Below are 23,177 nucleotides of genomic sequence, written 5' to 3'. Positions count from 1 at the left end.
GTGGCTCCGATCAATAGCCGAAGGGAATCCAGTACACGTCGAACTTGGAGTGCGAGGCGTTTCCGTCCCGGAAGTTCACGGACCAGACGGACCCGCTGGGGATCGGGATGCAGGCGGTGTCCAGGTAGTGGAGGTCGTACGTGATGGCCGCGCCGGACGAGGGCTGGTGCTGCAGCCGGTACTGGTTGGTCTTCACGGTGACCACGAGGTTGGCGCTGTCGCCCCAGCCGTCCGTCTTGAAGTATACCAGGGCAAATCCGTCGCCCGCGGCCGTGCGCGAGGAGAGATTCGTCAGCGTCGTGCCGAGGGCCTGGTAGCCGCCGAGTGCGCGGACCCCGCCCCGGACGCGGGCGCCTTTCTTGAGGATCGGGTCGCGCGCGGAGACGCCGCGGTAGAAGGTGGCGGTGCCGGCCACGGTCCAGGCCGCGTTGACCGTCAGGTTGCTCCTCGCGATCAAGGCGTCCGGCGCCGTGGATTTCACCGACGAGTTGCTGCTGAACGTCGCCGACACGTCGGACTTGCCGTACCCGTCCACCCGCAGGTCCCCGGCCACCGTGATGGAGCCCGCGGGATTCGTCGCGACCAGCCGCCCGACCTCCATGCCCACGTGGGTGCTGTACAGTGCGCCGCTGACCTGGAAATCGCCGGCCGCCTCCTGGGCGTCGTTGGCCTGGAAGACATAGGGCACGGTCAGGAATCGCTGCCGCGGCAGGATGGGCGTCTGCGCGGTGCCGTCGTCGTTCAGCGACTGCAGTTCCAGGTAGCGCTGCTCCACGAGCGTGTCCGAGGCGAAGGCCTCCCGCAGGGTGGCCGCTTCCATGCTCTCGCCCAGCGCCGTGCCGTTTCCAAGTACGACGTTGAACAGCCCGAGGGGCGTCGTGGTCACGGAATGCGTCTCGCCCCAGATCAGGTTGCCGCCCTCCGCCTCGTCGTAGATGCGGAAGCGGACGCCGTTGGTGACGCTCGCCCGCGGGCTGCCGTGCTCGTCGGTCAGGACCGCCTGGTAGTTCAGGCGGTCGGGCACGTGCTGCGCCCCGGCCGCCAGGCCGAGCAGGAGGACGACGCCGGTCATGATGATGGTTTTCATGGGTGATTCATCCCTCCCCGTTGAGCGGAACCCAGTAGCACGTGATGGTGATCTTGTCGGAGTCGGCGGCGTTGACCAGCATGGCCGACCATGTCGAACCCTTGGCCACCGGGAAGGCGGAGCCCTTGTACAGGTTGAGGTCCTGTTTCGACAGGTCCACATCGCAGTACCACTGCAGCTTGAAGGTCAGCGTGTCGATCTTCACGTTGACCCCCGAAGTCTTGTGGTTATCGGTCTTGACCCAGACCATCAGGAAGCCGTCGGCCGGCGCGGTGCCGCTCGTTCCCGCGGCCGCGTAGTTGGTCGAGAGCAGCGTGAAGGCGGAGCGCACCGTCGCGTTGCTCAATACCACCTCGTTGGTGGCGCCGAGGCAGACGACCGTGGCCGTCGTGTTCGTGAACCGTGTTTGGTAGTTCGCCTCGGCCGGTCCGGCGACCGACACGCCGCCGGCGACGTCGAGGGCGGCCCCGAACTCCACGCCGGTCAGGTTGGTGAACACGGCGCCGCGGGCCACGGTGATCGGCACCGCCAGCGTGCCGCCGTTATCCGCGGTCAGCGCGGTCAGGGTGGCGTTGCTGGCGACGTTGAGGTGGCCCCGGACGGTGAAATTGCCCGATGCCGAGGGCAGGTTGCCGGCCTGGAAGGCGTACGGGGCGGTGACGAAGGCCTGCGTAGCCCCGCCGGTCATCACGAAGGACGCGTTGGTGGCGCCCCGGAAGATCGCCGGCAGCGCCGCGTCCGCGATGACGAAATCCGCCAGGCCGTGGTTGTTGGCCGTCACGTTCGTCGTCCGCGTCAGGGCCACGGCCGAGTTGCTGCGGATCGTCACGGTCACGGAGTGCGCCCCCGGCGCGGGGGTGACCCCGTCCGCCTGGAGAAAGACGCCCTGCAGGTAGAGCTGGTTCGGCACCTGGGCGAGCGCCGCGCCGCCGGCCAGCCACACCGCCAGGATCCCGCCGCCTCGTCTCTTGCTATTCATGGTTGCACCTCGCTCCCTAGGGGATGGGCCAGTAGTACAGGTTGAAGCCGATCTTGTCGCCGGCCGCGTTGAGGGACCACGTCGTGCCGCCCTTGACCGGGAACAGCGTCAGGGTCTTCAGGTCCATGTCGTCCGTGAGGCCGGTGTCCCAGTGCGACCGGAACAGCCACGAATCGCCCCCCAGGCTGAAGGTGAGCGTGCCGTTGTCGTTGTCGGTGACGAGCATGTTCACCGACAGGAAGCCGTTGGTCGGGACGACCCCGTTGGTCGAGAAGGAGGAGCCGGCAGCATGGGCGGCCAGGACGCGGCCCGCGCCGAACAGCGTCGTGTGGCCGCGGAAACTGACCCCGTTGCTGAAGACCACCGGGCCGTCGAACTCCACGTTCTCGGTGAAGTCCGCGCTGTTGGAAAAGGCGGCGTTGCCGTGGACGGTCAGCGCGCCCTTGACGGACAGGTGCGAGGCCACCGACACCTTCTGGCTGACCGTCAGGCTGCCGCGCTCCGACAGGGTGCCGTGGAACGCCAGGGCGTTTTCGCCCGCGTCCTGGATGGTCACGGCCCGCTGGAACACGGCGTTCGACGCCACCGTGAGCACGTCGCCCACCGTGAAATCGCCCGCGCTGCCGGCGGCGCTGCCGGCCTGGTAGGCGTAGGGCGCGGCCAGGAACGGCTGGCGCGGCGACATCGCGGAGGACTTGTTGTACTCCACCTCGATCTCGATCCACCGGTTGGCCGCGTTCGTGCCCGTGAACACCTCGAGGATGGACGCGACCCGGTTGGTCGCGCCCGGCACGTTCTCGCCCGCGTCGCCCAGCTCGACGTTGAACACGCCGTTGGAATCCGTGGTCACCATCTGGCGCGTCCCCCAGATCATCGTCCCGCCCCGCACGGCGTCGTAGATGCGGAAGTTGACCGAGACGGTCTGGTTCGTGAACGCGGTCCCCTGGGGATTGGCCAGGACGCCCTGGTAGTTCATGAACGCCGGCACCCCGATGGCCCCCGCCGCGGCGGCCCCGAGGCCGATCGCGGCGGCCAGCCCGGCCGCCCGGATTCGTTGCTTGCGATTGCTCATGTGCTCGCTTCCCTCCCCGGCCGGTACCGGCCGGCGCGCATCATTCCATGACCCCCGTCCGGCTCACGCGCTGCAGCGTGAACCGGCCTTCCACCTCGACGGTCTCGTTCCGCAGCCCGTGCATCGTCTGGACATAGCTCCCCGTCAATTCCTCCTCGGGATTCCACAGGCTCGACGACGGCGAGTACGGCTGGACCGGGTCGAAGACCAGGCTGACGTTGTTGGAAATCGTGTAGCTTTCCTCGCCCTCGGCCAGGGCCAGGCCCGCGGCGCTCACGTTGTCGTGGTTCGGGTTGTACAGGTGCTTGAACGGGTTGACCGCGCTGTTGAAATCGAGGACGTACGACGTCGTCAGTTCATCCTGCGGATCCCCGTCGAACGCGACATTGAGCCCGTACGGGAACGCCACGCTGCTGACGCGGGACGCCTCGCCCGTCGCGGCCAGCCCGCGGTCGCTGGCCCGGAGACGGTAGAACTGGCTCGTCACGCCCCCGCTCACGCTGCGGGCCAGTTCGAGCACGACCTGTTGCAGGAGCCGCGCCTGCCCGTTCGTGCCGATGTGCACGATCAGGCGCATCTCCAGCTCGCCCGCCGCGGCGACCGGGTCGCTCTCGGCGCCGTCGGCCAGTTGCGTCACCTTGTCCAGCGTGACGTTGCCGACCCACAGCCCGTACGGCCACAGCGCGTCGTACGGGCTTTCGGCGCCGTACTCGGCGACCACGGGCACCCGGATCAGCGTGCCGCCCTCGTCCGTCACCTCCAGCACGCTCTGCCAGGTCGCGTTGGTGGACGGCGGCTCCGAGAGGGCCGAGCGGTCCACGGCCAGCGTGACCACCCACTCCTCGTTGCTGGACAACTCCTTCGTCAACGGCACGCCCTGAACGAGCGGCGTCCACTCGTAGCGCCCATCCTGGTAGTTGTACTCGAAGTGCAGCAGGGGAACGTCCCCCACCCTCTGCGGCGCGCCGGCCGGCGACGCCTCGCTGGCCACCAGTTGCACCGACACCTGCTGGTTGCTGCCGCACGTGTTCCAGAGCGAGAAGGAATTAATGCTGACGCCCGGCGGATAGCGCAGCGAGCCCAGCGTGGCGTGCGCGAAAATCTTCCCGATGAACGCCGAGAGCCCCTCCGTCAGGATCCAGTAGGCCTCCTTCGGGTTGATCGCCAGGATGGCCGTCTGCGAGGTGATGTCCTGCTGCGTGCCGTCCGTCTTGGTCCGGAACACCTTCCCGCCGGCCGGGGTCGGCGACACGTCGATGTTGTGCGCGTGCTCGAAAAACTCGGCGAACGTCACGCCGCCGGCCGGGTTCACGGGCAGCCCGACGAAGTTCCAGGTGTTCGGCAGCCACAGCCGCGCCGGGATGACCGGCACGCCCGTGGGCGTCCACGTGCAGTTCGTCGTGCACTCGATCAGGTAGGGGCTGTTCCCGTTCAGTTTCCAGAGCGTCGTCAGCACGCGGTGCGGCGAGTTGGAGGGATACCAGATCAGCCATTCCGTGCCGCGGGTCGGCAGGTCGGCGGCGCTCTCCGCGAACTGCGTCGTGTCGTACTGGAGGTAGTTGCGGTGCACGGCGCGGATGGGCAGGCCCGCGAACTGCGCGTCCAGCGTGTCGGGCCACGGCGTGCCCCGCAGGTACACGGCGTTCCAGCCGTTCGTGAGGTAAAAGGTCTCGGAAATCCATTGGCCGCGCGCCGGGCCGGCCGCGCAAAGGGCCGCGAGCAGCCCCCACAGGACCCGCGCTCTCGGACTATGTCGGTATTTCATGGAGTCGCCTCCCTTTCGACCTGGACGGCGGGATTACAGGGCCACGCTCACCCCGGCCAGGAATCCCTGGAATCCCATGTCCAGGTCCGCCCCTTCCTTGCTGAACTCGTACTGCAGACGCCGGTAACCCGCCCGCGCGGAGAACCGGTCGTTGAAATGGTATTGCAGGTCGGGTTGCAGGCCCCAGACCAGGTCCGAGTCGCCCGCCCCGACCGACAGCGCCGTGTTGAGGCGCAGCTTTTCCGAGATGAACCGAAGCGGGAAACTGCCGTGCAGCATGACCATGCCGTCCAAGGCGTCCGGCGCCCGGCCGCCGGCCCCCTCCCCGTTGACCTCGATCCGACCGTCCAGCCGCAGGTACCGGATGCCGGCCAGGACCTCCACCGTCGAACCCCTCTTGAATCCGTCAAACCGGTAGCCGGCCATGGCGTTCAGGAACAGCAGGTCCGATTCGAACGTCCCGCCCGGCTCGCGCTCGATGTCCCGCTCGAGCGAGAAGAAATCCGCCTGGGCGAACCCGACCCAACGCCCGCGCGCCGCCGTGCCCAGCAGCGACCCGGCGAAATCCGCGTTCTCAAACAGGTCCTTGAAGTCGGCGCTGAAATCCGCCTCCCGGCCCTCGAAGCTCACGCTCCCGTCGATGTTGACCAGCCACGCGTACGGCGTGATCTCGAAGGCCCATTCCGGCTCCCCGGCGAAAGCCGCCGACGCGAACAGCACGGTCCAAACGAGAAGGACGAATCCCGCTCTCTTTCCTGCGCTCATTTTCCGCCTCCTCATTTCTCGCGTCGGCGGCCCCGGGCCGCGGATATCAAACCCTTACGGAAAGACGACCGACACCACCGCGCGGACGTCCCAGTCCTGCACCATCTCGGGCTTCTCGAGGTAGTAGCTGCCCGCCACGGCCACGCCGATGAACTGCTTGCCGATCGGCGGAAGAATCTGGCCGAGCCCCACCGTCACCGGCACCTGCCACGCGTCGTCCTCCGCGTCCCAGTTGAACGTGGTCTCCGACCCGACGGTCAGCGAAGTGCCCTTCTTGTTGAGGAAGAGCGTCCCGGCCGGCTGGATGGTCGTCATGTTGATCCCGTCGCGGCTGTCCTTGCCCGCGAAGGACCAGACGTGCGTCAGCAGGCCGCCGACCGTGTACTTGCCCGGCACCTTCTTGGCGGCGACCAGCGTCGGCCCCGCGGATCATTTCTCCGTGCCGTAGTACTTCTCGGACGCCGTCGGCACCATCAGCGCCGCGCCGTAGCCGAGGATCAGTTCGCCCGCCGTGGGCACCCAGTACGCCGAGAGCAGCGCGTCGCCGATACCCTCGTCGTCGAACCGGAACGGATTGTCCAGCCGGTCCACGACCGCGCCGCTCCCCCCCGGGAGGGTCGGCAGCTCGTACGGCGGGGTCACCTCCGTCGAGTACAGCGGCAGGTACGCCCGGTAAAAGAGCGAGGAGTCGTCCGGAAGCTTCAGGAACCCGGCGCCGTTCAGGCGGAGTTCCTGGTTCATGTCATTCTCGGGCCCCACGTTCTGGTACGCGCGGTAGGCCGCGTTCAGGTACGTGATGGTCGCCGACGGATCGGCCAGCATCTCCGCGACCTCCTGCGCCGTCACCTTGTGGTGCTCGGCCGCCTTCTCCTTCGCCATCGCCGGCAGGGCGACGACGCACAACGCCATTGCGATCATTCTTCTCATCTTCGTTCCCTTTCTGTTCTGTTCACCGGGCCCGCGCGGTTCGCGCGCGGCCGGCTGTTTACTCGTTTCCCGCTTCCGTCGCGTCTCCGATCCGCCCAAAGCGCACGTCGAACGTCTCCCCGATCGCCGCCTGGTAGTACACGCCCGCCAGGCTGTCCGAGCCGGGAAGATAGTCGAGCTGGTAGGTGCAGCCCGGATACCCCTGATCCCGCAACTCGACGAAAAGATCAGGGCCGCCCTCCCGCTCTTGCACCTCCGCCCGCGCCACGTGGATCGGGCGCGGATTGAAGTAGCGGGCCTCCAGCGCGCCCCCGGGCAGCACCCGCACGATCTCAAGGAGGTACCCACCGTCCGGCCGCTGCCACCGGCCCACCAGCACCGACGGGTCGAAGCGCGAAGCGGCGCGCCAGGCGAGGAAGCCCCCGCCCGCGAGCAGGAGGGCCGCCAGCCCCGCGGCCGCCCAGGCCCTCCCGCGTCCCCTCCCCGCCGCGCTGTTCGCTCCGACGCCCATGCCGCTCCTTATTCCGCCGCGCGATGCGCCTGCTGCATGGCCCGCAGTTTCTGCTGCTCCTCCGGCGACAGCGGCTTCGGCTCCTCGATGTGCACGACCAGCTTCTCGATCTCGCCGGTGAACTTGAACGGCACGTCGTAGTCCTCGCAGACGGGCGTGCCGGTGTCTTCGCCGATGTCGAAGGTCTCGTCGAGGGTGAACCGGAACGGGATCGTCCGCTCGATGCGGCCCTGGGCCACCGTCGCGCCGTCCACGCTCAACGTGCCGCTCCCGCCCTTGCCGAAGCCGCCGCCGTCGTGCTTGTAGTCGAACGCGATCGTATGCCGGCCGGCGGACAGTGCCGCCGGGGCGGCGATCTCGAAGTGCGCCACGTTCAGCATGTTGTAGTGGAACACCGGCTTGCCCTCGCGCAGCATCAGCGCGTACCCGCCGAACAGGCCGCCCTGCGTCACCAGCACGCCCTCGTCCGCGTCGCCGGCCAGGACCACGTCCGCGGTGACGCTCCACGACTTGTTCTTCACGTCGGGCGCCGCGCCTTCGGGGATGCGCTTCACCGGTCCGAAGTAGGTGAAGTCGGTCCGGCCGCGCGTCAGGCTGGGCCGGTTGGCCGGGTTCAGGCGCTCGATCTTGCTGTCGTCCAGCGGCAGCACGTTGTACTTCGCCGCCTCGGCGTAGAACAGCAACTGCAGCTCGCGCAGTTTGTCGGGCTGCTGCTCCGCGAGGTTGACCGCCTCGCTGAAGTCCTCGGCGACGTGGTATAATTCCCATTTATACCCGCTGATCACGTCCACCGGCGGCAGCCGGGAGGTATCCTGCCACGGCGCGGCGCGCGGCGTGGTGCAGGCGACCCAGCCGTCGTGGTAGACCGCGCGGTTGCCGAACATCTCGAAGTACTGCGTCCGGCGCGTCGTCGGCGCCTGCGCGTTGTCGAACGTGTAGGCCATGCTCACGCCCTCGATGGGCTTCTGCGCCACGCCGTTGACGATGGACGGGGCCTGCAGGCCGCAGGCCTCGAGGACCGTCGGCACGACGTCGATCACGTGGTGCCACTGCGGCCGGATGCCGCCCGCGTCCTTGATCCGGGCCGGCCAGGAGATGACCATCCCGTTGCGCGTCCCGCCGTAGTGCGAGGCGATCTGCTTGGCCCACTGGAACGGCGAGCACATGGCGTGCGCCCAGCCGGCCGGGTAGTGGTTGTGCGTCCTCCACGTGCCCAGGTCGTCCTTTCGCTTCAACACCTCGTTGTAGTCCTCGCCGACCCCATTGAGTCCCGCGAGTTCGTTGAGCTCGCCGTTGTCCAGGCCCTCCGCGCTGGCCCCGTTGTCGCCGCAGATGTAGATGACGAGCGTGTTGTCGAGCTGGCCCATCTTCTCGATCCCGTCCAGCACGCGCCCGACGTTGTAATCCGTCTGCTCCAGGAACCCGGCGTAGACGTCCATCATGTAGGCGTAGAGGTCTTTCTGCTGGGCGTTGAGCGTATCCCAGGCGGGAATGCGCTCCGGGCGCGGCGTCAGCTTCGTGTCGGCCGGAACGAGTCCCAGTTCCTTCTGCTTCGCGAGCGTCTCCTCGCGGACCGCGTCCCAGCCCCGGCCGAAGCGCCCCTTGTACTTGGCGATCCATTCCTTCTTCGCGTGGTGCGGCGAATGCGTCGCCCCCGGCGCGTAGTAGAGGAAGAACGGCCGGTCCGGCGCCACGGACTTCTGGTTGCGGACCCACTCGATGGCCCGGTCGGCAATGTCGTAGTCGAAGTGATAGTCCGGGTTGCCCAGGTACGGCTCGATGGGCGACGTGCCCTCGGTGACCGCCGGCCGCCACTGGCTGGTCTCGGCGCAGACGAAACCGTAGAAATGCTCGAACCCGAGGCCGAGGGGCCACAGGTCGAACGGCCCCGCCTGGCTGCTCTGCCAGTCGGGCACGTTGTGGTTCTTGCCGAACCACGCGGTGTTCCAGCCCTTCTGCTTGAGGATCTCGGCGATCGTCGCCGTGTCCTTGCCCATCAGGGAGTCGTAGCCCGGGTAGCCCGTCCCCTGCTCCATGATCACGCCGGTGTGCGCGGAATGATGGTTGCGCCCGGTCAGCAGCGAGGCCCGCGTGGGCGAGCTCAACGCCGTGGTATGGAACTGGGTGAAGCGCAGCCCGTTTCGCGCCAGCCGGTCGAGCGTGGGCGTCTGGCACGGCCCGCCGAAGGTGCTCGACGCGCCGAACCCGACGTCGTCCAGCAGGATCACCACCACGTTCGGCGCGCCCTGCGGCGCCCGGACGGGCTGCGGGAAGTCGGGCTTCGAATCCCGCGCGCTCAACCCGATCTGCCCCTTGAACGGGGCGGGCGGCACGGGCAACACTTCCTGCGCGCGCGCGCCGCCGAACAGCGCGCCCGCGGCCAGCACGGAGCCGACCGCCGCCCACCGCCCGGCGCGACGCAGCTCATGATTCTCTCGCAGCTTCATGCTCACCTCTCGTTGGGCCCGTCACTCGGACGGGCCGGTTGTTCTTCCTCGATTGCAAACACGCGGTTCCAGTCGTCTTTCATGTCCACCACCGCCCAACCCCGGGCCTGCGCCTCGTCGAGGGCCTGGTCCAAACGCCCCGCGTGGGATTCCCGGTCGTACGCCCACTCGCGCTCCGCGTCGGTGTGGTGGACGAGCAGGCACAGCCGCGCGCCCGGCCCGGCCGCGGTCCACTGGAGCATCGCCAGGTCGCCGTCGGAGTTCCCGAACGCGGCGATCGGCCGGCGCCCGATGTGCATCTGGATGCCCACCGGCTTGCCCGGCCCGTCGTCCACGAAATCGCTCTCCGGCAGCCGGACGAGCACCGGGTGCCCGTCGCGCAGCTCGAATTTCGTGCGGATGCTGCTGCCCACGACCTGCTCCGGCGGGATGCCGTAGACCCGCTCCGTCCACGGCCGCATGAACTCCATGCCGCCGCCGGACACGATAAACGTCTTGAACCCGTTCGCCCGCAGGTAGTCGAGCAGTTCCAGCATCGGCTGGTAGACCATCTCGGTGAGCAGCCGCCCCGTCTTCGGGTGCCGCGCCCCGGCGATCCAGTCGGCGACCAACCGCGAGAACTCCTCGCTCGTCATGCCCGCGTGCGTCGTCATCAACAGCCGGCCGACCGCGCTCTCGCCGCCGGCCAGGGCCGCCTTCACGTCGCCCTTGAGGAGCGAGGCAAACGGCTCCTGCTCCCGCCATTCCGGGTGCTGCGGCGCCATGCGCTTCACGCGGTCCAGCATGAAGAGCCCCTGGAAGTACATCGGCTGCTCGGCCCAGAGCGTGCCGTCGTTGTCGAACACGGCGATGCGCTCGGCCGGCGGCACGAAGTCCGGCGACCCGTCGGTGGCGACCTTCGCGACGAACTCCAGGATCGCCGCCTTCGCCGCGCCGTCGTTCCACGACGGGAGCGGACCCGCCCCGATTTCCGGGGCGGGGTCGACGGCGGCAGCCGCGGAAACGCCCAGCCACAAACCGAGCGCGAGAACGGTGAAGACGGTTTTCATAGGGTGGCCCTGCTCCTCCGCGGCTATTCCGCCGCTTCCCCCTTGAGCATCGGGAAGGCTTTTTCGAGCGCGGCCTTCGCCTTGATCCCGGTCTTTACGTCCTTCATGATGTTCACCGGGTTGAAACTCGGCGGGTACGAGCGCGGCGGGAACTCCTTGAACGTCGCGACGAACTTGGAGATCTCCGCCATCATCCCGTAGTTGTTGCCGATGTGGTCGAAGTACCAATCCCAGTAGGTGTTGGACGTGATATCCGCCCGCTCGTACGGGTCCTGCATGAGATTGAAGATCTTGGTCATGCGAAGCTCCGTGAAGGGCTCGGCCCAGACGCCCATGGTGCCCGCCATGCGCTGCTCGGCGAAGACGAACTTGTAGTCGCCCTGGCGCGCGCCCACGAGCAGGCCGTCGTCATCGGAATAGAAGAACAGGTGGCGGGCGCTCTTGACGCCGTTGTTCCTGCCGACCGTGCCCTCGACCGACGTGAGGAATTGACTCTGGTCATAGCCGTCGAGATGGACCCTGTACTGGATGCCGTTCGCGGTGTACCCCTGCCGGAGCTTACCGACGATGTCCGGCTCGCCCGCGATGGCGCACAGCGTCGGGATCCAGTCGTTGTGGCTCATCAGTTCGACGGTCACCGTTCCGGCCTTCACGTGGCCGGGCCAGCGCACCAAGCAAGGCACGCGAAAGGCGCCCTCCCAGTTGGTGTTCTTCTCGGAGCGGAACGGCGTCATCGCGCTATCCGGCCAGCTGTTCATGTGCGGGCCGTTGTCGGTCGTATAGACGACGAGGGTGTTGTCCGCGATCCCCATGTCATCCAGCGCCTTGAGGATCTTGCCGATGGTTTCGTCGTGCTCGATCATCCCATCGATGTACTCGCTGTCCCCGTGCGTATAGCGGCCGCGATGCTCGGCGCGGACGTGCGTGCGGAGATGCATGCGGGTGGTGTTCATCCAGCAGAAGAACGGCTTGCCGGCCTTCACCTGCCGCGCCATGAAATCCACGGCCGCGTCGGAGGTTTCGTCGTCGATCGTCTCCATCCGTTTCCGGGTCAGCGCGCCGGTATCCTCGATGGTTTGCTTGCCGACCTTGCCGAAGCGCGGGTCCACGGTCGGGTCGTCCACGTCCGTCGCCTTGCAGCGGAGCACGCCGCGCGGGCCGAACATCTTCAGGTAGGCCGGGTCTTTCGGATAATCCGGCATCTCCGGCTCTTCCTCGGCGTTGAGGTGGTACAGGTTGCCGAAGAACTCGTCGAACCCGTTCACCGTCGGCAGGCTTTCATTGCGGTCGCCGACGTGGTTCTTGCCGAACTGACCCGTGGCATACCCCAGGTTCTTGAGCAAGCCGCCGATCGAGGGATCGAGCTGGCTCATCCCCATCCGCGCGCCGGGGAACCCGACCTTGGACAGCCCGGAGCGGATGATGTGCTGCCCGGTGAGAAACGCCGAGCGGCCGGCGGTGCAACTCTGCTCGCCGTAGTAATGAAGAAAGCGCAGCCCTTCGTCGGCGAGACGGTCAATGTTGGGCGTTTCATAGCCCATCAACCCGTCGCTGTAACAGCTAAGATTGGCGATGCCGATATCGTCCCCGAAGATGACGAGGATGTTCGGCTTCTCCGCCGCGGGCTCTTGCGCCCGCGCCGGGCGCGCCGGTACCAGCGCCCCCGCCGCCAGCACCGAGCCGACCACGGCCCAGGCGCCCGCGCATTGTCTTACGTTGGCTATCCTTTTCATGCTTGTCTCCTTTGCTGTTGTTCAACCGGTCTCGCGATCAGGTACGCCAGTGTCTGCTCGGCCCGCAGCAGCGCCTGCAGCCGCCCCACCCCGTCCTCGCCCAACTCGCGCCGCAGCGCGGCCGGCGGAACGCCGCTGTCGCCGGCCATCCGCGCGATGCGCTCGTCCACGTCGCGCGCGTCCGCTTCGATCCCCTCGGCCTCGGCGATCTGGTCGAGGATCTGCATCAGCTTCACGCGCTGCGCCGCCGCGCGCCACGCCTCGCCCCCGGCATCCGCTCCCGGCGGGCCGGACCGGTCGCATTCTTCCCGGACCAGCGCCTCGGGCGGATCCCAGGCGGTGTGCTCCAGCAGCCACGCGGTCAGGGCCTCGCGGCGCTCGTCGTCCGTCGCGCCGGTCCGCGGCGCGGCGGCATAGTCCGGCAGCTCCAGCCGGGCCAGCGGCACGCATTCAGCCGTGAACTCGAACGCGCGGCCCGGCTCGAGCACGATCTCCGTCACCGCCATCGGCCCGGCCGCGCGCAGGGTGCGCTCGCCCAGCGCCTGCCGCGCCAGCCGCCGCCCGCAGCGGGCCGTGAAGTCCGCGCGCAGTTCCTTTCGGAACCGGGTCTCGAGCACCGAACGCGGGGCCCGGCCCGGCCGGAACCCGGCGACGGCGAGGCGCCCGTAGCCCGCCAGCACGTCCTCGTAGTCCGCCGCGACCTCCGGCCACTCCGCCGTGACGCGGAGCGCCTGGCGGCCTTCGCGGAGCGGTGTGAGTTCGTGCTTCATTCCATCACCGAGCTCGTCGCGTAGGTGAGCCGCTTGACGGGCGTATGCCCGAGGTCGCGGACGATTTTCTGGATCGGCTCGTCGATGTGCTGCCAGAACCGCTTCCAGCCGGGGCAGAGATAGTTCATGCCCGGCTGGCCGTCGGGCGACTTCACGAAGCGGTTCTTGGGGCACTCCCCGTAGCAGGCGAACTCGTACTCGCACTGCCGGCAGGCGTCCGGCAGCGTGGCCTCCTTGTTCCGGCCGAACCGCTCCTGCCGCGGCGAAAAGACCATGTCGGCCAGGGGCGTCTCTCGGACGTTCCCGAGGCGGTACTCCGGGTAGACGTAGTGGTCGCACGAGTAGAGGCCGCCGTCGTGCTCGAGCGCCACGCCCTTGCCGCACAGCGGCGCGAGGGTGCACATCGGGCTGACGCGGCCCATCCACGTCTCCACGGCGGTCTCGAAGTAGTTCACGTAGATCCGGCCCGCGTCGCGCTCGATCCAGCGGTCGAACACGCGGCACAGGAATTGGCCCCAGTCGTCCGGGTCCACGCTCCAGTCCTCCACCACGGAGTCCGGCGCGCCCGGCCGCGCCGCGGGCGTGCCGACGACGGGCATCCGGTCCGGCGGCCAGAACTGCGGCGCGGTCCGCTCGAAGCCCCTCGGCTCGACAATCGGAATGAACTGCATCCGCTTCGACCCGACCTCGTCGCGGAGGAAGCGGTAGACATCGATGGGGTGCCCGGCCGTGAGCCGGTTGACGCAGGAGAGCGTGTTGAACCGGACCCCGTGTTTTCGCAGGAGCTGCGCCGCGCGGAAGACCCGGTCGAAGCTGCCGGCGCCGGCCTTGTCCTTGCGAAAGGCGTCGTGCAGGGCGCGGGGCCCGTCGATGCTCAAGCCCACGAGGAAGTTATGCTCGCGCAGGAACTCGCACCAGGCGTCGTCCAGCCGCGTGCCGTTGGTCTGGAGGTCGTTCTCGCAGCGCAGGTGCGGCGGGGCGTACTTCTTTTCCAGCGCGACGACCTTCCGGAAGAACTCCAGGCCCAGCAGGGTCGGTTCGCCGCCCTGCCAGGAGAAGATGACCTCCCGGTAGTTCTGCCCCTCGATGTACTGGCGGATGAACGCCTCGAGCGTTTCGTCGGAAATGCGCCAGTCGCTCGTCGTGCCCAGCAACTGCTCCTTGCTCAAGTAGTAGCAGTACCGGCAGTCCAGGTTGCACACCGGCCCTATCGGCTTGATCATGGCGTGCATCCGGACGACCGGGCGGCCGCGGCATACGGCGCCGGGGGTCATGCCACGCCCTCCTCGATCCGGATCTCCGCCAGTTCGGGGCAGGGCGACAGGAAGCGCCGCCCGGCCTGCGCGGCGCGCAGCGCGGGCAGCAGGTCCGACCCGAGCCGCGGCTTGACGACGTACCCGATCCCGCCTGCCGCGAAGCTCTCACGGGCAAAATCGCTGTCGGCGTGGACGGTCAGGAACACGATGCGCGCCGGGCAGCCCCTTGCCGTCAGCCGGCGCGCCAGTTCGATGCCGTTCGCGCCGGGCAAGGTGATGTCCATGACGATCAACTCGGGGCGCAACTGGGCGACCGCCGTGTCCAGGGCGGCCCCGCTCGCCAGGCTTCCGACCACGTCGAATTCGCCCTGGAGCAGTTGCTCCACCTGGCGGACCAGGAGCGGATGGTCATCCACGATCAGCAGCCGTGCCGGGTTTTGAGGGGTCTCCACGATGCCTCTTGGACGGGCACCATAGGAAATCCGCGCGGCGCGGCGCACCTGTCAGAACTGACAGGGGGGCAGCGGACCGCCATGGTCGGCGACCAGGCCGAGCCGCACGGCGTACTGGACGAGTTCGGCGCCGGTCCGGAACCCGTGCTGTTTCATCATGGCGTACTTGTGAAAGGCGATGGTCCGCGTGCTGACCTGGAGAATCGCCGCGGCCTCTTTCATCGAGCAGCCCTCGGCCAGCAGTTGCAGGACTTCCTTCTGGCGCGCGCTCAAGCCCGGCGCCGCGCGCGACTGCCGGGCGCGCTCGGCAAAGGCCTCGGGCGGCTCGCTCGTGATCAGCGGCGTGATATACGTCCGGCCCGCCGCGACCCGCTCGATGGCCGCGAACAACTCCGTGGCCGCGGACTTCTTCAGCAGGTAGCCCCTGGCCCCGCGCCGGATCGCCTCCGCCGCGATGTCCGGGTCCTCGTTGACCGTCAGGAAGATCAGCTTCGCGGCGGGCAGCCGGGCCTGCAACTGCGTCCCCGCCTCCAGGCCGTTGAGCCGGGGCATCCCGATGTCCGCGACAATGACGTCCGGCTTGAGTTCCAGCGCGGTTTCGACCAGCGCGCGCCCGTCGGTGACCGTGCCGATCACGTCGCAGGCCGGTTCGAGAAGTTTCCGCAGGGCCTCCAGCAGGAGCCCGTGGTCATCCGCCAGCAGCACCCGGGGCCGGCTCACGGGGCCTCCCGGACCGGCGGCGTCACCGGCACGGACAGTTCCACGCGGGTCCCCTGCCCCGGCCGCGAATGGACGGCAAACCGGCCGCGCGCCACCCGCGCCCGCTCCTGCATGCTGAACAACCCGATGCCGCCCTCGCGCCGCGCGCGGCCGTCGTCGAATCCCTTGCCGTTGTCGGCGACCTCCAGGTCAAGGCGCCCGCTGTTCATTCGCAGGGCCGCGGAGACCGATGTCGCCCCGCTGTGCCGTATGGCATTACCCAGCGACTCCTGCAGCACACGGTAGGCGCACAACGCGACGTCCGCGGGGAGGTCGCGCGGGACGTTCTCCTGGCTGAACTCGATGCGCAGGCCCGACTGCCCCGACAGCTCGTGGCAGAGGGTGCGCGCGGCGGTCACGAGGCCGAGTTGATCCAGCTTCGCCGGGTGGAGCTGGTAGGAGAGCTTGTGGACGTCCGTGGAGATCTCCTGCACCTGGGCGGCCATCTGTTCCATCGCGTGGCCGGTCGCGGCCGCCCCGGCGCCGGAAGAATGCCCGGCCATTTCCAGCTCGACGGACAGCAGGGCCAGCCGCTGGCTCAAGTCGTCATGGAGATCGCGGGCGATCCGGCATCGCTCCTCCTCCTGGGCCGTGATGAGCCGGCCGCTGACCTCGCGCGTGGCCAGCTCGGCGCGCCGGCGCCGGGCCCGCTGCAGCAGCAGGCCGCCGATGGTCGCCGTCTGCGCCAGGAGAATGCCCAGCGTGCCCAGGATGATCCAGCGGTACTGCTCCCAGAGCGTCGGCTGCCGGAACTGCACGAGGCTGCCCGGCGGCAGGCGTTTCTCGTCGATGCCCCACCGCCGGAGCTGCCGCCAATCGAACTGCGGGGGGCCGTTGCGGATCATCGTCGCCGGGATCGTCCCCGGCGATTCGCCCCGCAGCAGGCGGGCGCCCACGCGCGCGGACTCGCGGCCGAGGCTTTCCCCGGAGAACAACCGCCCGCCCACGATGCCCCGGCCGAGCTGCTCCTCGAACATCCCCAGCACCGGCGCGTTGGCCACCTTGACGATCTCGTCCAGCGCGTCCTGCTTCTCGTGCGACACCCCGGCGGCGTCCACGCACAACACCCCATAGCCGATGACCGTGCGCGGCGGCAGCGCGGCCACGCGGCGGCGGATTTCCGGGAACGGCAACCCGCTTAACCAGATAAACTGAAACCGGTTGGTGTACGGCGCCCAGGCGCGGCGGCATTCCTCCACCCAGAACTTCTCCAGCAGCGAGTCGCCCACCACCACGGCTACGTTCGTGGCGTCGGGCCATATTTCGGGGATCGCCTGCAAGCGGCCCTCAATGTTAAAATCAATGATGACGGCCACGGTATTGGAGCCGACCGTGACCCGCTGCAACTGGCGTTGCTCAATCCCGCCGATCACCGCCGGCGTCGAGGGAAACAGGCGGCCGCCCTGCCTGCCCCAGAAGGCCGCCGCCGGGGCGGCGATCAGCACGGCGAGATCGGGCCGGCGGCGCGCGTACAGGTCCTGGAGATACTCCACGAGCGGGGCGTCGGCAAAGGGATGGACCAGCGCGCCGGCGCCGACCGTCACCTCGTGGAAATTGACGGGGGCCGGCGCCTGCCGGACCAGTTCCCGTTTCAAGGCGGCCGTCGTGGAGTCCCAGGGCGAAATGTCGCGGCCGAAGGATTCCAGGATGAGGACATCCAGGGGCTCGGCCGCCCACGCCGCCGGCGCGGCGGCGGCCAGAAGCAGGCCTCCGCTGACGAGCCACGCCGCCGCCTTGCCCGGGGAAAACATGCACTCGATTATGCCCGGCGCGCGCCCCCGTTCAATCCCCAAGTCGCCGCCGGAACAGGGGAAATGGCGGGAGTGAGTGGGAATCGAACCCAACCGGGACCGTTTAAAGCCCCACAACGGATTTGAAGTCCGCGAGGCCCACCAGGCACCTTGTCACTCCCCCCGCTGTTTTACTTCTATCATATTGACGCTTGGCAGCCAACTGCCAACGTCCCTGAACCCGCGGGCGCTGGCCCGGGAGTGCTTTCCAGGCGGCCGGCGCACCCTGTCATCCGGCAGCACCGCCGCGCCGTATTAAACAGGGGCCGCCGGACCATGGACAACGCCCCGGCGGCTGGTATGATGACGCCATCAACTGGAGGAATGCGCCTATGAAGATACGGTCTTTGGCCTGCCTTGCGCTCGCGGCGTGCGGGTTCGTCCTGCCCGCCCGCGCCGGCATCGACCTGGTCACGCTGCCGGAACGCGATAGCGTTCAGCTCACGATCTACAACTCGGCGGACCTGACGCTGGTCCGCGAGGTGCGCAAGCTGACCCTGCAGAAGGGGCTCAACAAGCTCTCCTTCGGCTGGGCCAACACGCTGATCGATCCCACGTCCCTGCGCCTGCGCGCCGTGGACAAGCCGGATGCGGTCAAGCTGCTCGACGTCTCCTACCCGCCGCGGATCAACTCGCAGGCGGTCTGGAACATCCAGTCCGAGGTCGAGGGCGAGGTGCTCGTCGAGATCACGTTCTTCACCTCGGGCATCTCCTGGCGCGCGTTCTACATGGCCACGCTCTCGCAGGACGAGAAGGACATGCTCCTCGAGGGCTACGTCCGCGTGACCAACAACTCCGGCGAGGACTACGCCAACGCCCAGACCCGCATGATCGTCGGCGTGGTCAACCTCATCGACGAGATCGCCGACCTCGCGCGGCGCAAGGAGCCCTACGGCCGGCCGTACCCGGAAGTCGTGCCGGCGGCCCCCATGGTCATGAGAATGTCCCGGGCACCAGAAGCGATGGCCTTGGCCGGCGCGATGGATTATGCTGAAGAAGCCGGCCCGAAGGAGATCGTGAAGGAGGGCCTGTCGGAATACTTCCTCTACACGATCCCCGGCACGGAGACGATCCCGAACCAGTGGTCCAAGCGCCTGCCGTCGTTCAAGCCCGTGCGCGTGCCGGTGGTGAACCTGTTCCGGTACGACGAGGAGCGCTACGGCTCGACCACGATGCGCCTGCTGTTCTTCAAGAACGACGAGAAACACAACCTCGGCGAGACGCCGCTGCCGGACGGCTTCTTCAAGGTCTACCGGACGGCGGACAAGCAGGACCACCTCTCCTACGAGGGCGCGACGCCGGTCAAGTACATCCCGGTGGAGCAGGAGGCGGAGTTGAACCTCGGCGCGGCGCGCGGCGTGAAGGTCGAGCCGAAGCTGATGAAGATCCAGACCGACCATTACCTGTTCCACGGCACGAACGGCAACATCAGCGGCTACGACCAGGCCGAGGACTGGACGCTGGAGCTGAACAACTACCGCGACATCCCCGTGCGCGTGGAGGTCTTCCGCCGGCTGCGCCACCAGTACGTGGACGAGATCAAGCCCAAGGGCGAACTGGCCTCGTTCGAGAAGCAGGACGCCCAGCGGCTGAAGTTCGTGGTCGAGCTGCCGCCGAACACGGAGCGCGAAATCACCTACCGGGTCGTGTACCACGAAGGAGACAGGAGGGAACGCCGATGAAAAAGACCAATCTATACACCCTTACATCGCGCTGCAGCGGCTCGCCGGAGGCTCGCCCTCCAAAAGGCCGTCCGACGACATGGAGCGCGAGCGTCCCCGCGAGCCGCTTGCTGTCCGGCTTGTGCCTCTTGTGGATTTTTGCGGCAATCCCCGCCGGCGCCCGCATCAAGCTGGTCGCCCTGCCGGACCGCGACGCGACGATGATCCGCCTGGACAATCCCGCCGCCACGGTCGTCGAGGAGGAGCGCGTGCTGACGCTCCAGAAGGGCCTGAACCAGGTGGACTTCTCCTGGAAGGGCGTCACGATCGACCAGGATTCCATCCGGCTTGCGGCGCTCTCGCCCGCGGACAAGGTCCAACTGCTGAACGTCAGCTACCCGCCCGGCGAGGGGGCGCTGGTCTGGCAGCTCTCCTGCGCGGAGGCCTGCAACGCGAAGGTGCGGATCAGCTACCTGCTCTCGGGCATCGACCGGCTGGTGACCTACACCGGCACGGCCGAGAAGGACGAGAGCAAGCTGGACCTGGAGTCGTTCCTGGTGCTCCGTAACTTCTCCGGCGAGGACTTTGCCGACGCCCAGGTCCGCCTGGACTACGGCGAGCCGTTCTCCATGAGCGCGAAGCACGAGGAGACCCGGCAGCGGCTGTTCTTGAGCAAGGCCGGCCTGCCGATCGTGAAGACGTTCAAGTGGGACGCGCGCGAGAAGCCGTGGGACCCGTCGCGCCTGGACGAAAACGTGGGCATCCCGGTCTACTACGCGATCGCCAACACCAAGGCGAAGGGCCTCGGGGAGAACGCCCTCTGGGACGGCAAGGTCCGCGTGTTCCAGAAGGACGGGCACGGCTCGACGATCTTCGTCGGCGAGGATAATCCCGGCTTCGTCCCGGTCGGCGAGGACATGGAGATCCGGGTCGGCGAGGGCCGCGACGTGGTCGTGACCCAGCGCCAGAAGGTGAACCGGCAGATCAACATCAAGCGCAACTCGTCGAACGAGATCATCCTCTACGACAACGAGGAACTGATCGAGACCGAGGTGGAGAACTTCAAGGACCAGCCGGCGGTGCTCGTGCTGACCCAGTACATCCCGGGCGAGTGGACCATGCGGTCGGCCAGCCTCGACTACGAGCTGAAGGACCATGAGACGCTGGAGTTCCGGGTCGAGCTGAAGCCCAAGGACAAACTGACGCTCAAGATGGACTTCGTCCGGAACAACATCCGGGCGCGGGATCTGCGGTAAGTTTTTGAAGGTCGCGCACCCGCGCCCCTCGAGGGGGTCACAGTTTATTAACTGTGCCCCCCGGGGTGGCGTGCTTTACGGGCCCACAACCTGGTGAACGGCGCCCTTGCCCTTGTCGCCGCGGTTCTTATCCCCGCCGGCGAACACCGACACGGCTCCGAGCACCAGCAGCAGAACGATCATCCACTTCTTCATGGTCTCCGCTCCTTTCCTTGCGTTACTTGTTCAGGCACGAACCGTCACGCAAACGGCTCTGCAAACGATCCTGGGCCGCGGCGGTGGTCGAGGTCAGGCAGGAGCCGTCGCGCAGCCGATCTTGCGAGCGCGTCTTGAGCGCCGTCGCGGACGCACTGCCCGTGCGGGTAGCGGTCCCGTAACCGTGACCCTTCCGCTGCCGAGCGTTCCCGCCCGCCGCCTGCGCCGTGCCGGCCGCCAGCGAAACCCCCATCGCCACCGCCACCGTCCACCGAACTGCCGTCTTCATCCAAGTCTCCTTCCGGGCTGTCGCCCCGTCTCGTCGCATCCGAACCGCCGGATGTTCTACTCTAGATACACCGGGCCCCCGCAAAAGGTCACATTCCGGTTTTTTGCGGGGGCCACGTGACAAAACCGCGGCCTCCGGTGTACAAGCTGTAGGAGATAATGAATGCAAGCGATGCCGAGATCGTCGCCCGGTGCCGGGAAGGCGATACCAACGCCTTCACGGAACTGGTGCGGCGAAATCAGGATTCCGTATTCAACCTGGTGTGGAGCATGACCGGCAACTGGCATGAGGCGGCCGATATCGCGCAGGAGACCTTCATCCGGGCCTTCCGGAAACTGCATTCGTACAAGCCGGAGTTTTCTTTTCGGAACTGGGTGATGAGCATCGGCGCCAACCTCACGCGCAACCGGTTCCGGAGCTTCAGCCGGCGGCGCCGGATGGAGGAGACGCTGACCCGTCTGCAGGAAGCCGGTCCGCCGCCCGCGCCGGCACTGCCCGACGAGGGGCTGGAGGCCGCCCTCGCCCAAATGCCCGAGACCCTGCGCACCGCCTTGCTCCTCAAACATGTCGAGGGACAGTCCTACGAAGAGATCGCGCGCACGCTGGGCATCGGGTTGAGCGCGGCCAAGATGCGCGTGGCGCGCGGGCGCGACGAACTGGTCCACTTGCTCAAGACCGAACGGGAGCGCGAGTCATGAAGAACCATCCCCGCGACCGGTTCCATGCTCGGCTGGACGGCGAGAACGTCCCCGCGCCCGCCGCGGATACGGAGGAGGAAGCCCGGCTGACGGCCTATCGCGCGGCGCTCGATCGGCTCGAGGCCCGGCGGGTCCGCGCGCCGGCCGACCTGGCCGCGCGCGTCATGGCGGCGATCACCCCCGCCCCGCGCCCAACCTTCCTCGAATGGCTGGGGACACTGGTCCCGGCGCGGCGGCAGTGGGCGATCCCCGCGCTGGCCGGCGCCTTGCTCGTGCTCGCGCTCCTGCCGGTGCTGCGGCAACCGGGCGCTCCGTCCGGACCGCCGCGGATGCTGGTGCATTTCCAGATCCACGCGCCGGGGGCGGAGCGCGTGGAACTCGTCGGCGATTTCAACAACTGGACGGCCGGCACCATCCAGCTCCAGGGCCCGGACGCCTCGGGGCATTGGACGACAGACGTCGAATTGCCCGAGGGGCGATACGAATACCAGTTTCTTGTGAACGGCACCACCTGGGTGACCGATCCGGACGCGGAAGTGCGCCGGCCCGATGGGTTCGGCCGGGAGAACGCCGTCCGCGTGGTTTACGAGGAAAGGAGTTAGGCGATGAAGCGCAACCTGCTGTGGCCCCGGGGCCTGGCCGTGCTGCTCGCGTTGCGGGCCGCGACCGGAGCCTTCGGCCAGGCGCCCGCGGTCGGCGAGCCGACGTGGGACGGCCAGGCGCGGGACTGCCCGGCCGGGCTGGACCCGCGCCGCTGGCAACGGCTGCTCGATCAATTGAAGGCCAACGGCCTGACCCCCGCCGCGGCGGAGCCCTGCCTGGCCGCCGCGAGGGAGGCGGCGCGGGACGACCTGCCCGCCGCGGCGGTCGTGAGCCGCATCGAGGAAGGCGCCACGAAACGCGCGGGGGCCGAGGCCCTGGGTCAGGCCGCCGGGCAGCGCCTCCGGCACCTGAAGACCGCGGGCGGCCTGCTGCGCGAAACCGGCTACGGTCCGCGCTCTCCGCGGCATGACGAGTTGATGATGTCCGTGGCCCTGGCGATGGAAAGCGGGTTGTCCGCGCCCACGCTGCAAGGCGTCCTGGCCCAGGGCGCGGGCGGCCAGAGCGAACGCCTGCGCAGCATCGTGGAGGCCGGCGAGACCATGGTTCTCGATGGGATGGACGAACCCACGGTCGGGCAGATGATGACTGACTTCACCCAGCGCAACATGCGGCGCTCGGAAATCATGCGGGCAACCCGCTTCGCGGTGCAGCAGCACGACGCGCGGATGGAGGGCTCCCGCATACGCCAGCAACTGTGGAACGGCGCCGGAAGCGGAGGCCGTTGGTCCGAAGGCGGCGCGGGAGGCGGGTCGGGCGGCGGAGCCGGGCCCGGCGGGGGAGGCGGCGGATACTCGGGCCGGGGCAGCGGCTCCAGCCGAGCCGGCGGAGCGTACAGTTCGCCGGCGGCCGGAGCCCCCGGCGGCGCGGGAAGCGGCATCGGGCCGACCACGAGCAGCGGCAGCCCCGGCAGCGGACCGGGCCCCGGAAGTACGTATTCCTCGCCCGGCCCGGGGTCATCCTCGCCCGGCCCCTCCTCGTCCACATCGGGCAACGCGCCGTCGGACGCCGGAAGCGGAAGCCCGGGGGCCGGCGGCTCCGGCAGCGGCCAGGGCGGGTCGGACAACCAGGGCAATGGCGGGACGGGCGGCGGCTCGTCCAAGAACTGAACGGCCC

At 68.3% G+C, this 23,177-nt stretch carries 22 protein-coding genes and 1 tRNA gene; 5 read left to right on the top strand and 18 right to left on the bottom strand.

Annotated features, from left to right (window positions below):
- Nucleotides 1-10 precede the first annotated feature (10 nt).
- The 17 genes from KA248_05255 to KA248_05175 form a co-directional block, all read right to left on the bottom strand.
- On the bottom strand, nt 11-1,087 hold the full coding sequence (locus KA248_05255) for a hypothetical protein (protein ID MBP7829303.1): 1,077 nt from the start codon (nt 1,085-1,087) through the stop codon (nt 11-13).
- 7 nt (nt 1,088-1,094) lie between these two features.
- Nucleotides 1,095-2,066 (bottom strand): hypothetical protein, encoded by a 972-nt coding sequence (locus tag KA248_05250; protein ID MBP7829302.1) that lies wholly within the window; start codon nt 2,064-2,066, stop codon nt 1,095-1,097.
- A gap of 16 nt (nt 2,067-2,082) precedes the next feature.
- On the bottom strand, nt 2,083-3,138 hold the full coding sequence (locus KA248_05245; protein ID MBP7829301.1) for a hypothetical protein: 1,056 nt from the start codon (nt 3,136-3,138) through the stop codon (nt 2,083-2,085).
- 40 nt (nt 3,139-3,178) lie between these two features.
- Entirely contained in the window at nt 3,179-4,903 is a 1,725-nt protein-coding gene (locus KA248_05240) for a hypothetical protein (protein ID MBP7829300.1), read from the bottom strand.
- 33 nt (nt 4,904-4,936) lie between these two features.
- On the bottom strand, nt 4,937-5,668 hold the full coding sequence (locus KA248_05235) for an outer membrane beta-barrel protein (GenBank protein MBP7829299.1): 732 nt from the start codon (nt 5,666-5,668) through the stop codon (nt 4,937-4,939).
- Between the two features lie 54 nt (nt 5,669-5,722).
- Nucleotides 5,723-6,064, bottom strand: a complete 342-nt coding sequence (locus KA248_05230) for a hypothetical protein (protein MBP7829298.1) — start codon at nt 6,062-6,064, stop codon at nt 5,723-5,725.
- A gap of 33 nt (nt 6,065-6,097) precedes the next feature.
- Nucleotides 6,098-6,595, bottom strand: a complete 498-nt coding sequence (locus KA248_05225) for a hypothetical protein (protein MBP7829297.1) — start codon at nt 6,593-6,595, stop codon at nt 6,098-6,100.
- Between the two features lie 58 nt (nt 6,596-6,653).
- Complete coding sequence (locus tag KA248_05220) at nt 6,654-7,106, bottom strand: hypothetical protein (GenBank protein MBP7829296.1); 453 nt, start codon at nt 7,104-7,106, stop codon at nt 6,654-6,656.
- 8 nt (nt 7,107-7,114) lie between these two features.
- Nucleotides 7,115-9,553: an arylsulfatase gene (locus KA248_05215; GenBank protein ID MBP7829295.1), complete on the bottom strand. Its 2,439-nt coding sequence runs from the start codon at nt 9,551-9,553 to the stop codon at nt 7,115-7,117.
- Nucleotides 9,554-9,555: 2 nt separating this feature from the next.
- Nucleotides 9,556-10,602 carry a haloacid dehalogenase-like hydrolase gene (locus KA248_05210; GenBank protein MBP7829294.1) on the bottom strand — a complete coding sequence of 349 codons (1,047 nt, stop codon included), beginning with the start codon at nt 10,600-10,602 and terminating at the stop codon, nt 9,556-9,558.
- 23 nt (nt 10,603-10,625) lie between these two features.
- On the bottom strand, nt 10,626-12,335 hold the full coding sequence (locus KA248_05205; GenBank protein MBP7829293.1) for an arylsulfatase: 1,710 nt from the start codon (nt 12,333-12,335) through the stop codon (nt 10,626-10,628).
- The gene (locus tag KA248_05200) at nt 12,332-13,105 is read right to left on the bottom strand and encodes a hypothetical protein (protein ID MBP7829292.1); all 774 of its coding nucleotides are present in this window, start codon (nt 13,103-13,105) and stop codon (nt 12,332-12,334) included. Before KA248_05200 ends, KA248_05205 begins: the two co-directional genes overlap by 4 nt.
- Nucleotides 13,102-14,379, bottom strand: a complete 1,278-nt coding sequence (locus KA248_05195) for an anaerobic sulfatase maturase (GenBank protein ID MBP7829291.1) — start codon at nt 14,377-14,379, stop codon at nt 13,102-13,104. The genes KA248_05200 and KA248_05195 overlap by 4 nt, the downstream gene beginning before the upstream one ends.
- The gene (locus KA248_05190) at nt 14,376-14,813 is read right to left on the bottom strand and encodes a response regulator transcription factor (protein ID MBP7829290.1); all 438 of its coding nucleotides are present in this window, start codon (nt 14,811-14,813) and stop codon (nt 14,376-14,378) included. Before KA248_05190 ends, KA248_05195 begins: the two co-directional genes overlap by 4 nt.
- A 51-nt stretch (nt 14,814-14,864) precedes the next feature.
- Nucleotides 14,865-15,533, bottom strand: a complete 669-nt coding sequence (locus tag KA248_05185; protein MBP7829289.1) for a response regulator transcription factor — start codon at nt 15,531-15,533, stop codon at nt 14,865-14,867.
- A complete protein-coding gene (locus tag KA248_05180) occupies nt 15,530-17,323 on the bottom strand; it encodes a hypothetical protein (GenBank protein ID MBP7829288.1) in 1,794 nt (597 codons plus the stop codon). The genes KA248_05185 and KA248_05180 overlap by 4 nt, the downstream gene beginning before the upstream one ends.
- A 64-nt stretch (nt 17,324-17,387) precedes the next feature.
- Nucleotides 17,388-17,484, bottom strand: a tRNA-Sec gene (locus tag KA248_05175).
- A gap of 210 nt (nt 17,485-17,694) precedes the next feature.
- Between KA248_05175 and KA248_05170 the strand changes: the two genes are divergently transcribed.
- Together KA248_05170 and KA248_05165 are read left to right on the top strand one after the other, a co-directional pair.
- Complete coding sequence (locus KA248_05170) at nt 17,695-19,044, top strand: DUF4139 domain-containing protein (GenBank protein MBP7829287.1); 1,350 nt, start codon at nt 17,695-17,697, stop codon at nt 19,042-19,044.
- Complete coding sequence (locus tag KA248_05165; protein ID MBP7829286.1) at nt 19,041-20,279, top strand: hypothetical protein; 1,239 nt, start codon at nt 19,041-19,043, stop codon at nt 20,277-20,279. The genes KA248_05170 and KA248_05165 overlap by 4 nt, the downstream gene beginning before the upstream one ends.
- Nucleotides 20,280-20,496: 217 nt before the next feature.
- Here the strand turns inward: KA248_05165 and KA248_05160 are convergent, their stop codons facing one another.
- Nucleotides 20,497-20,763: a hypothetical protein gene (locus KA248_05160; GenBank protein MBP7829285.1), complete on the bottom strand. Its 267-nt coding sequence runs from the start codon at nt 20,761-20,763 to the stop codon at nt 20,497-20,499.
- 158 nt (nt 20,764-20,921) lie between these two features.
- Here KA248_05160 and KA248_05155 point away from each other — a divergent pair, with 158 nt between their 5' ends.
- Genes KA248_05155 through KA248_05145 form a run of 3 tightly spaced genes read left to right on the top strand, consistent with a single transcriptional unit; the run spans nt 20,922 to nt 23,170 of the window.
- Nucleotides 20,922-21,461, top strand: a complete 540-nt coding sequence (locus KA248_05155) for a sigma-70 family RNA polymerase sigma factor (GenBank protein MBP7829284.1) — start codon at nt 20,922-20,924, stop codon at nt 21,459-21,461.
- Entirely contained in the window at nt 21,458-22,063 is a 606-nt protein-coding gene (locus tag KA248_05150) for an isoamylase early set domain-containing protein (GenBank protein ID MBP7829283.1), read from the top strand. Before KA248_05155 ends, KA248_05150 begins: the two co-directional genes overlap by 4 nt.
- Before the next feature lie 3 nt (nt 22,064-22,066).
- Nucleotides 22,067-23,170, top strand: a complete 1,104-nt coding sequence (locus tag KA248_05145) for a hypothetical protein (protein MBP7829282.1) — start codon at nt 22,067-22,069, stop codon at nt 23,168-23,170.
- Nucleotides 23,171-23,177: the final 7 nt, after the last annotated feature.

The organism is Kiritimatiellia bacterium, from assembly GCA_018001225.1.
Classification (GTDB): domain Bacteria; phylum Verrucomicrobiota; class Kiritimatiellia; order CAIQIC01; family JAGNIJ01; genus JAGNIJ01.
Note: the sequence above shows the minus strand (reverse complement) of the source record. Positions and strands in the feature narration are given on the sequence as shown.

Bases quoted from the DNA above. Each gene is read 5' to 3' on its own strand.
- KA248_05160 (MBP7829285.1), bottom strand. From the start codon at position 20,763: ATGAAGACGGCAGTTCGGTGGACGGTGGCGGTGGCGATGGGGGTTTCG.
- KA248_05250 (MBP7829302.1), bottom strand. From the start codon at position 2,066: ATGAATAGCAAGAGACGAGGCGGCGGGATCCTGGCGGTGTGGCTGGCC.
- KA248_05220 (MBP7829296.1), bottom strand. From the start codon at position 7,106: ATGGGCGTCGGAGCGAACAGCGCGGCGGGGAGGGGACGCGGGAGGGCC.
- KA248_05255 (MBP7829303.1), bottom strand. From the start codon at position 1,087: ATGAAAACCATCATCATGACCGGCGTCGTCCTCCTGCTCGGCCTGGCG.
- KA248_05145 (MBP7829282.1), top strand. From the start codon at position 22,067: ATGAAGCGCAACCTGCTGTGGCCCCGGGGCCTGGCCGTGCTGCTCGCG.
- KA248_05155 (MBP7829284.1), top strand. From the start codon at position 20,922: ATGAATGCAAGCGATGCCGAGATCGTCGCCCGGTGCCGGGAAGGCGAT.
- KA248_05240 (MBP7829300.1), bottom strand. From the start codon at position 4,903: ATGAAATACCGACATAGTCCGAGAGCGCGGGTCCTGTGGGGGCTGCTC.
- KA248_05245 (MBP7829301.1), bottom strand. From the start codon at position 3,138: ATGAGCAATCGCAAGCAACGAATCCGGGCGGCCGGGCTGGCCGCCGCG.
- KA248_05165 (MBP7829286.1), top strand. From the start codon at position 19,041: ATGAAAAAGACCAATCTATACACCCTTACATCGCGCTGCAGCGGCTCG.
- KA248_05200 (MBP7829292.1), bottom strand. From the start codon at position 13,105: ATGAAGCACGAACTCACACCGCTCCGCGAAGGCCGCCAGGCGCTCCGC.
- KA248_05225 (MBP7829297.1), bottom strand. From the start codon at position 6,595: ATGAGAAGAATGATCGCAATGGCGTTGTGCGTCGTCGCCCTGCCGGCG.
- KA248_05235 (MBP7829299.1), bottom strand. From the start codon at position 5,668: ATGAGCGCAGGAAAGAGAGCGGGATTCGTCCTTCTCGTTTGGACCGTG.
- KA248_05215 (MBP7829295.1), bottom strand. From the start codon at position 9,553: ATGAAGCTGCGAGAGAATCATGAGCTGCGTCGCGCCGGGCGGTGGGCG.
- KA248_05210 (MBP7829294.1), bottom strand. From the start codon at position 10,602: ATGAAAACCGTCTTCACCGTTCTCGCGCTCGGTTTGTGGCTGGGCGTT.
- KA248_05180 (MBP7829288.1), bottom strand. From the start codon at position 17,323: ATGTTTTCCCCGGGCAAGGCGGCGGCGTGGCTCGTCAGCGGAGGCCTG.
- KA248_05170 (MBP7829287.1), top strand. From the start codon at position 17,695: ATGAAGATACGGTCTTTGGCCTGCCTTGCGCTCGCGGCGTGCGGGTTC.
- KA248_05195 (MBP7829291.1), bottom strand. From the start codon at position 14,379: ATGACCCCCGGCGCCGTATGCCGCGGCCGCCCGGTCGTCCGGATGCAC.
- KA248_05205 (MBP7829293.1), bottom strand. From the start codon at position 12,335: ATGAAAAGGATAGCCAACGTAAGACAATGCGCGGGCGCCTGGGCCGTG.
- KA248_05150 (MBP7829283.1), top strand. From the start codon at position 21,458: ATGAAGAACCATCCCCGCGACCGGTTCCATGCTCGGCTGGACGGCGAG.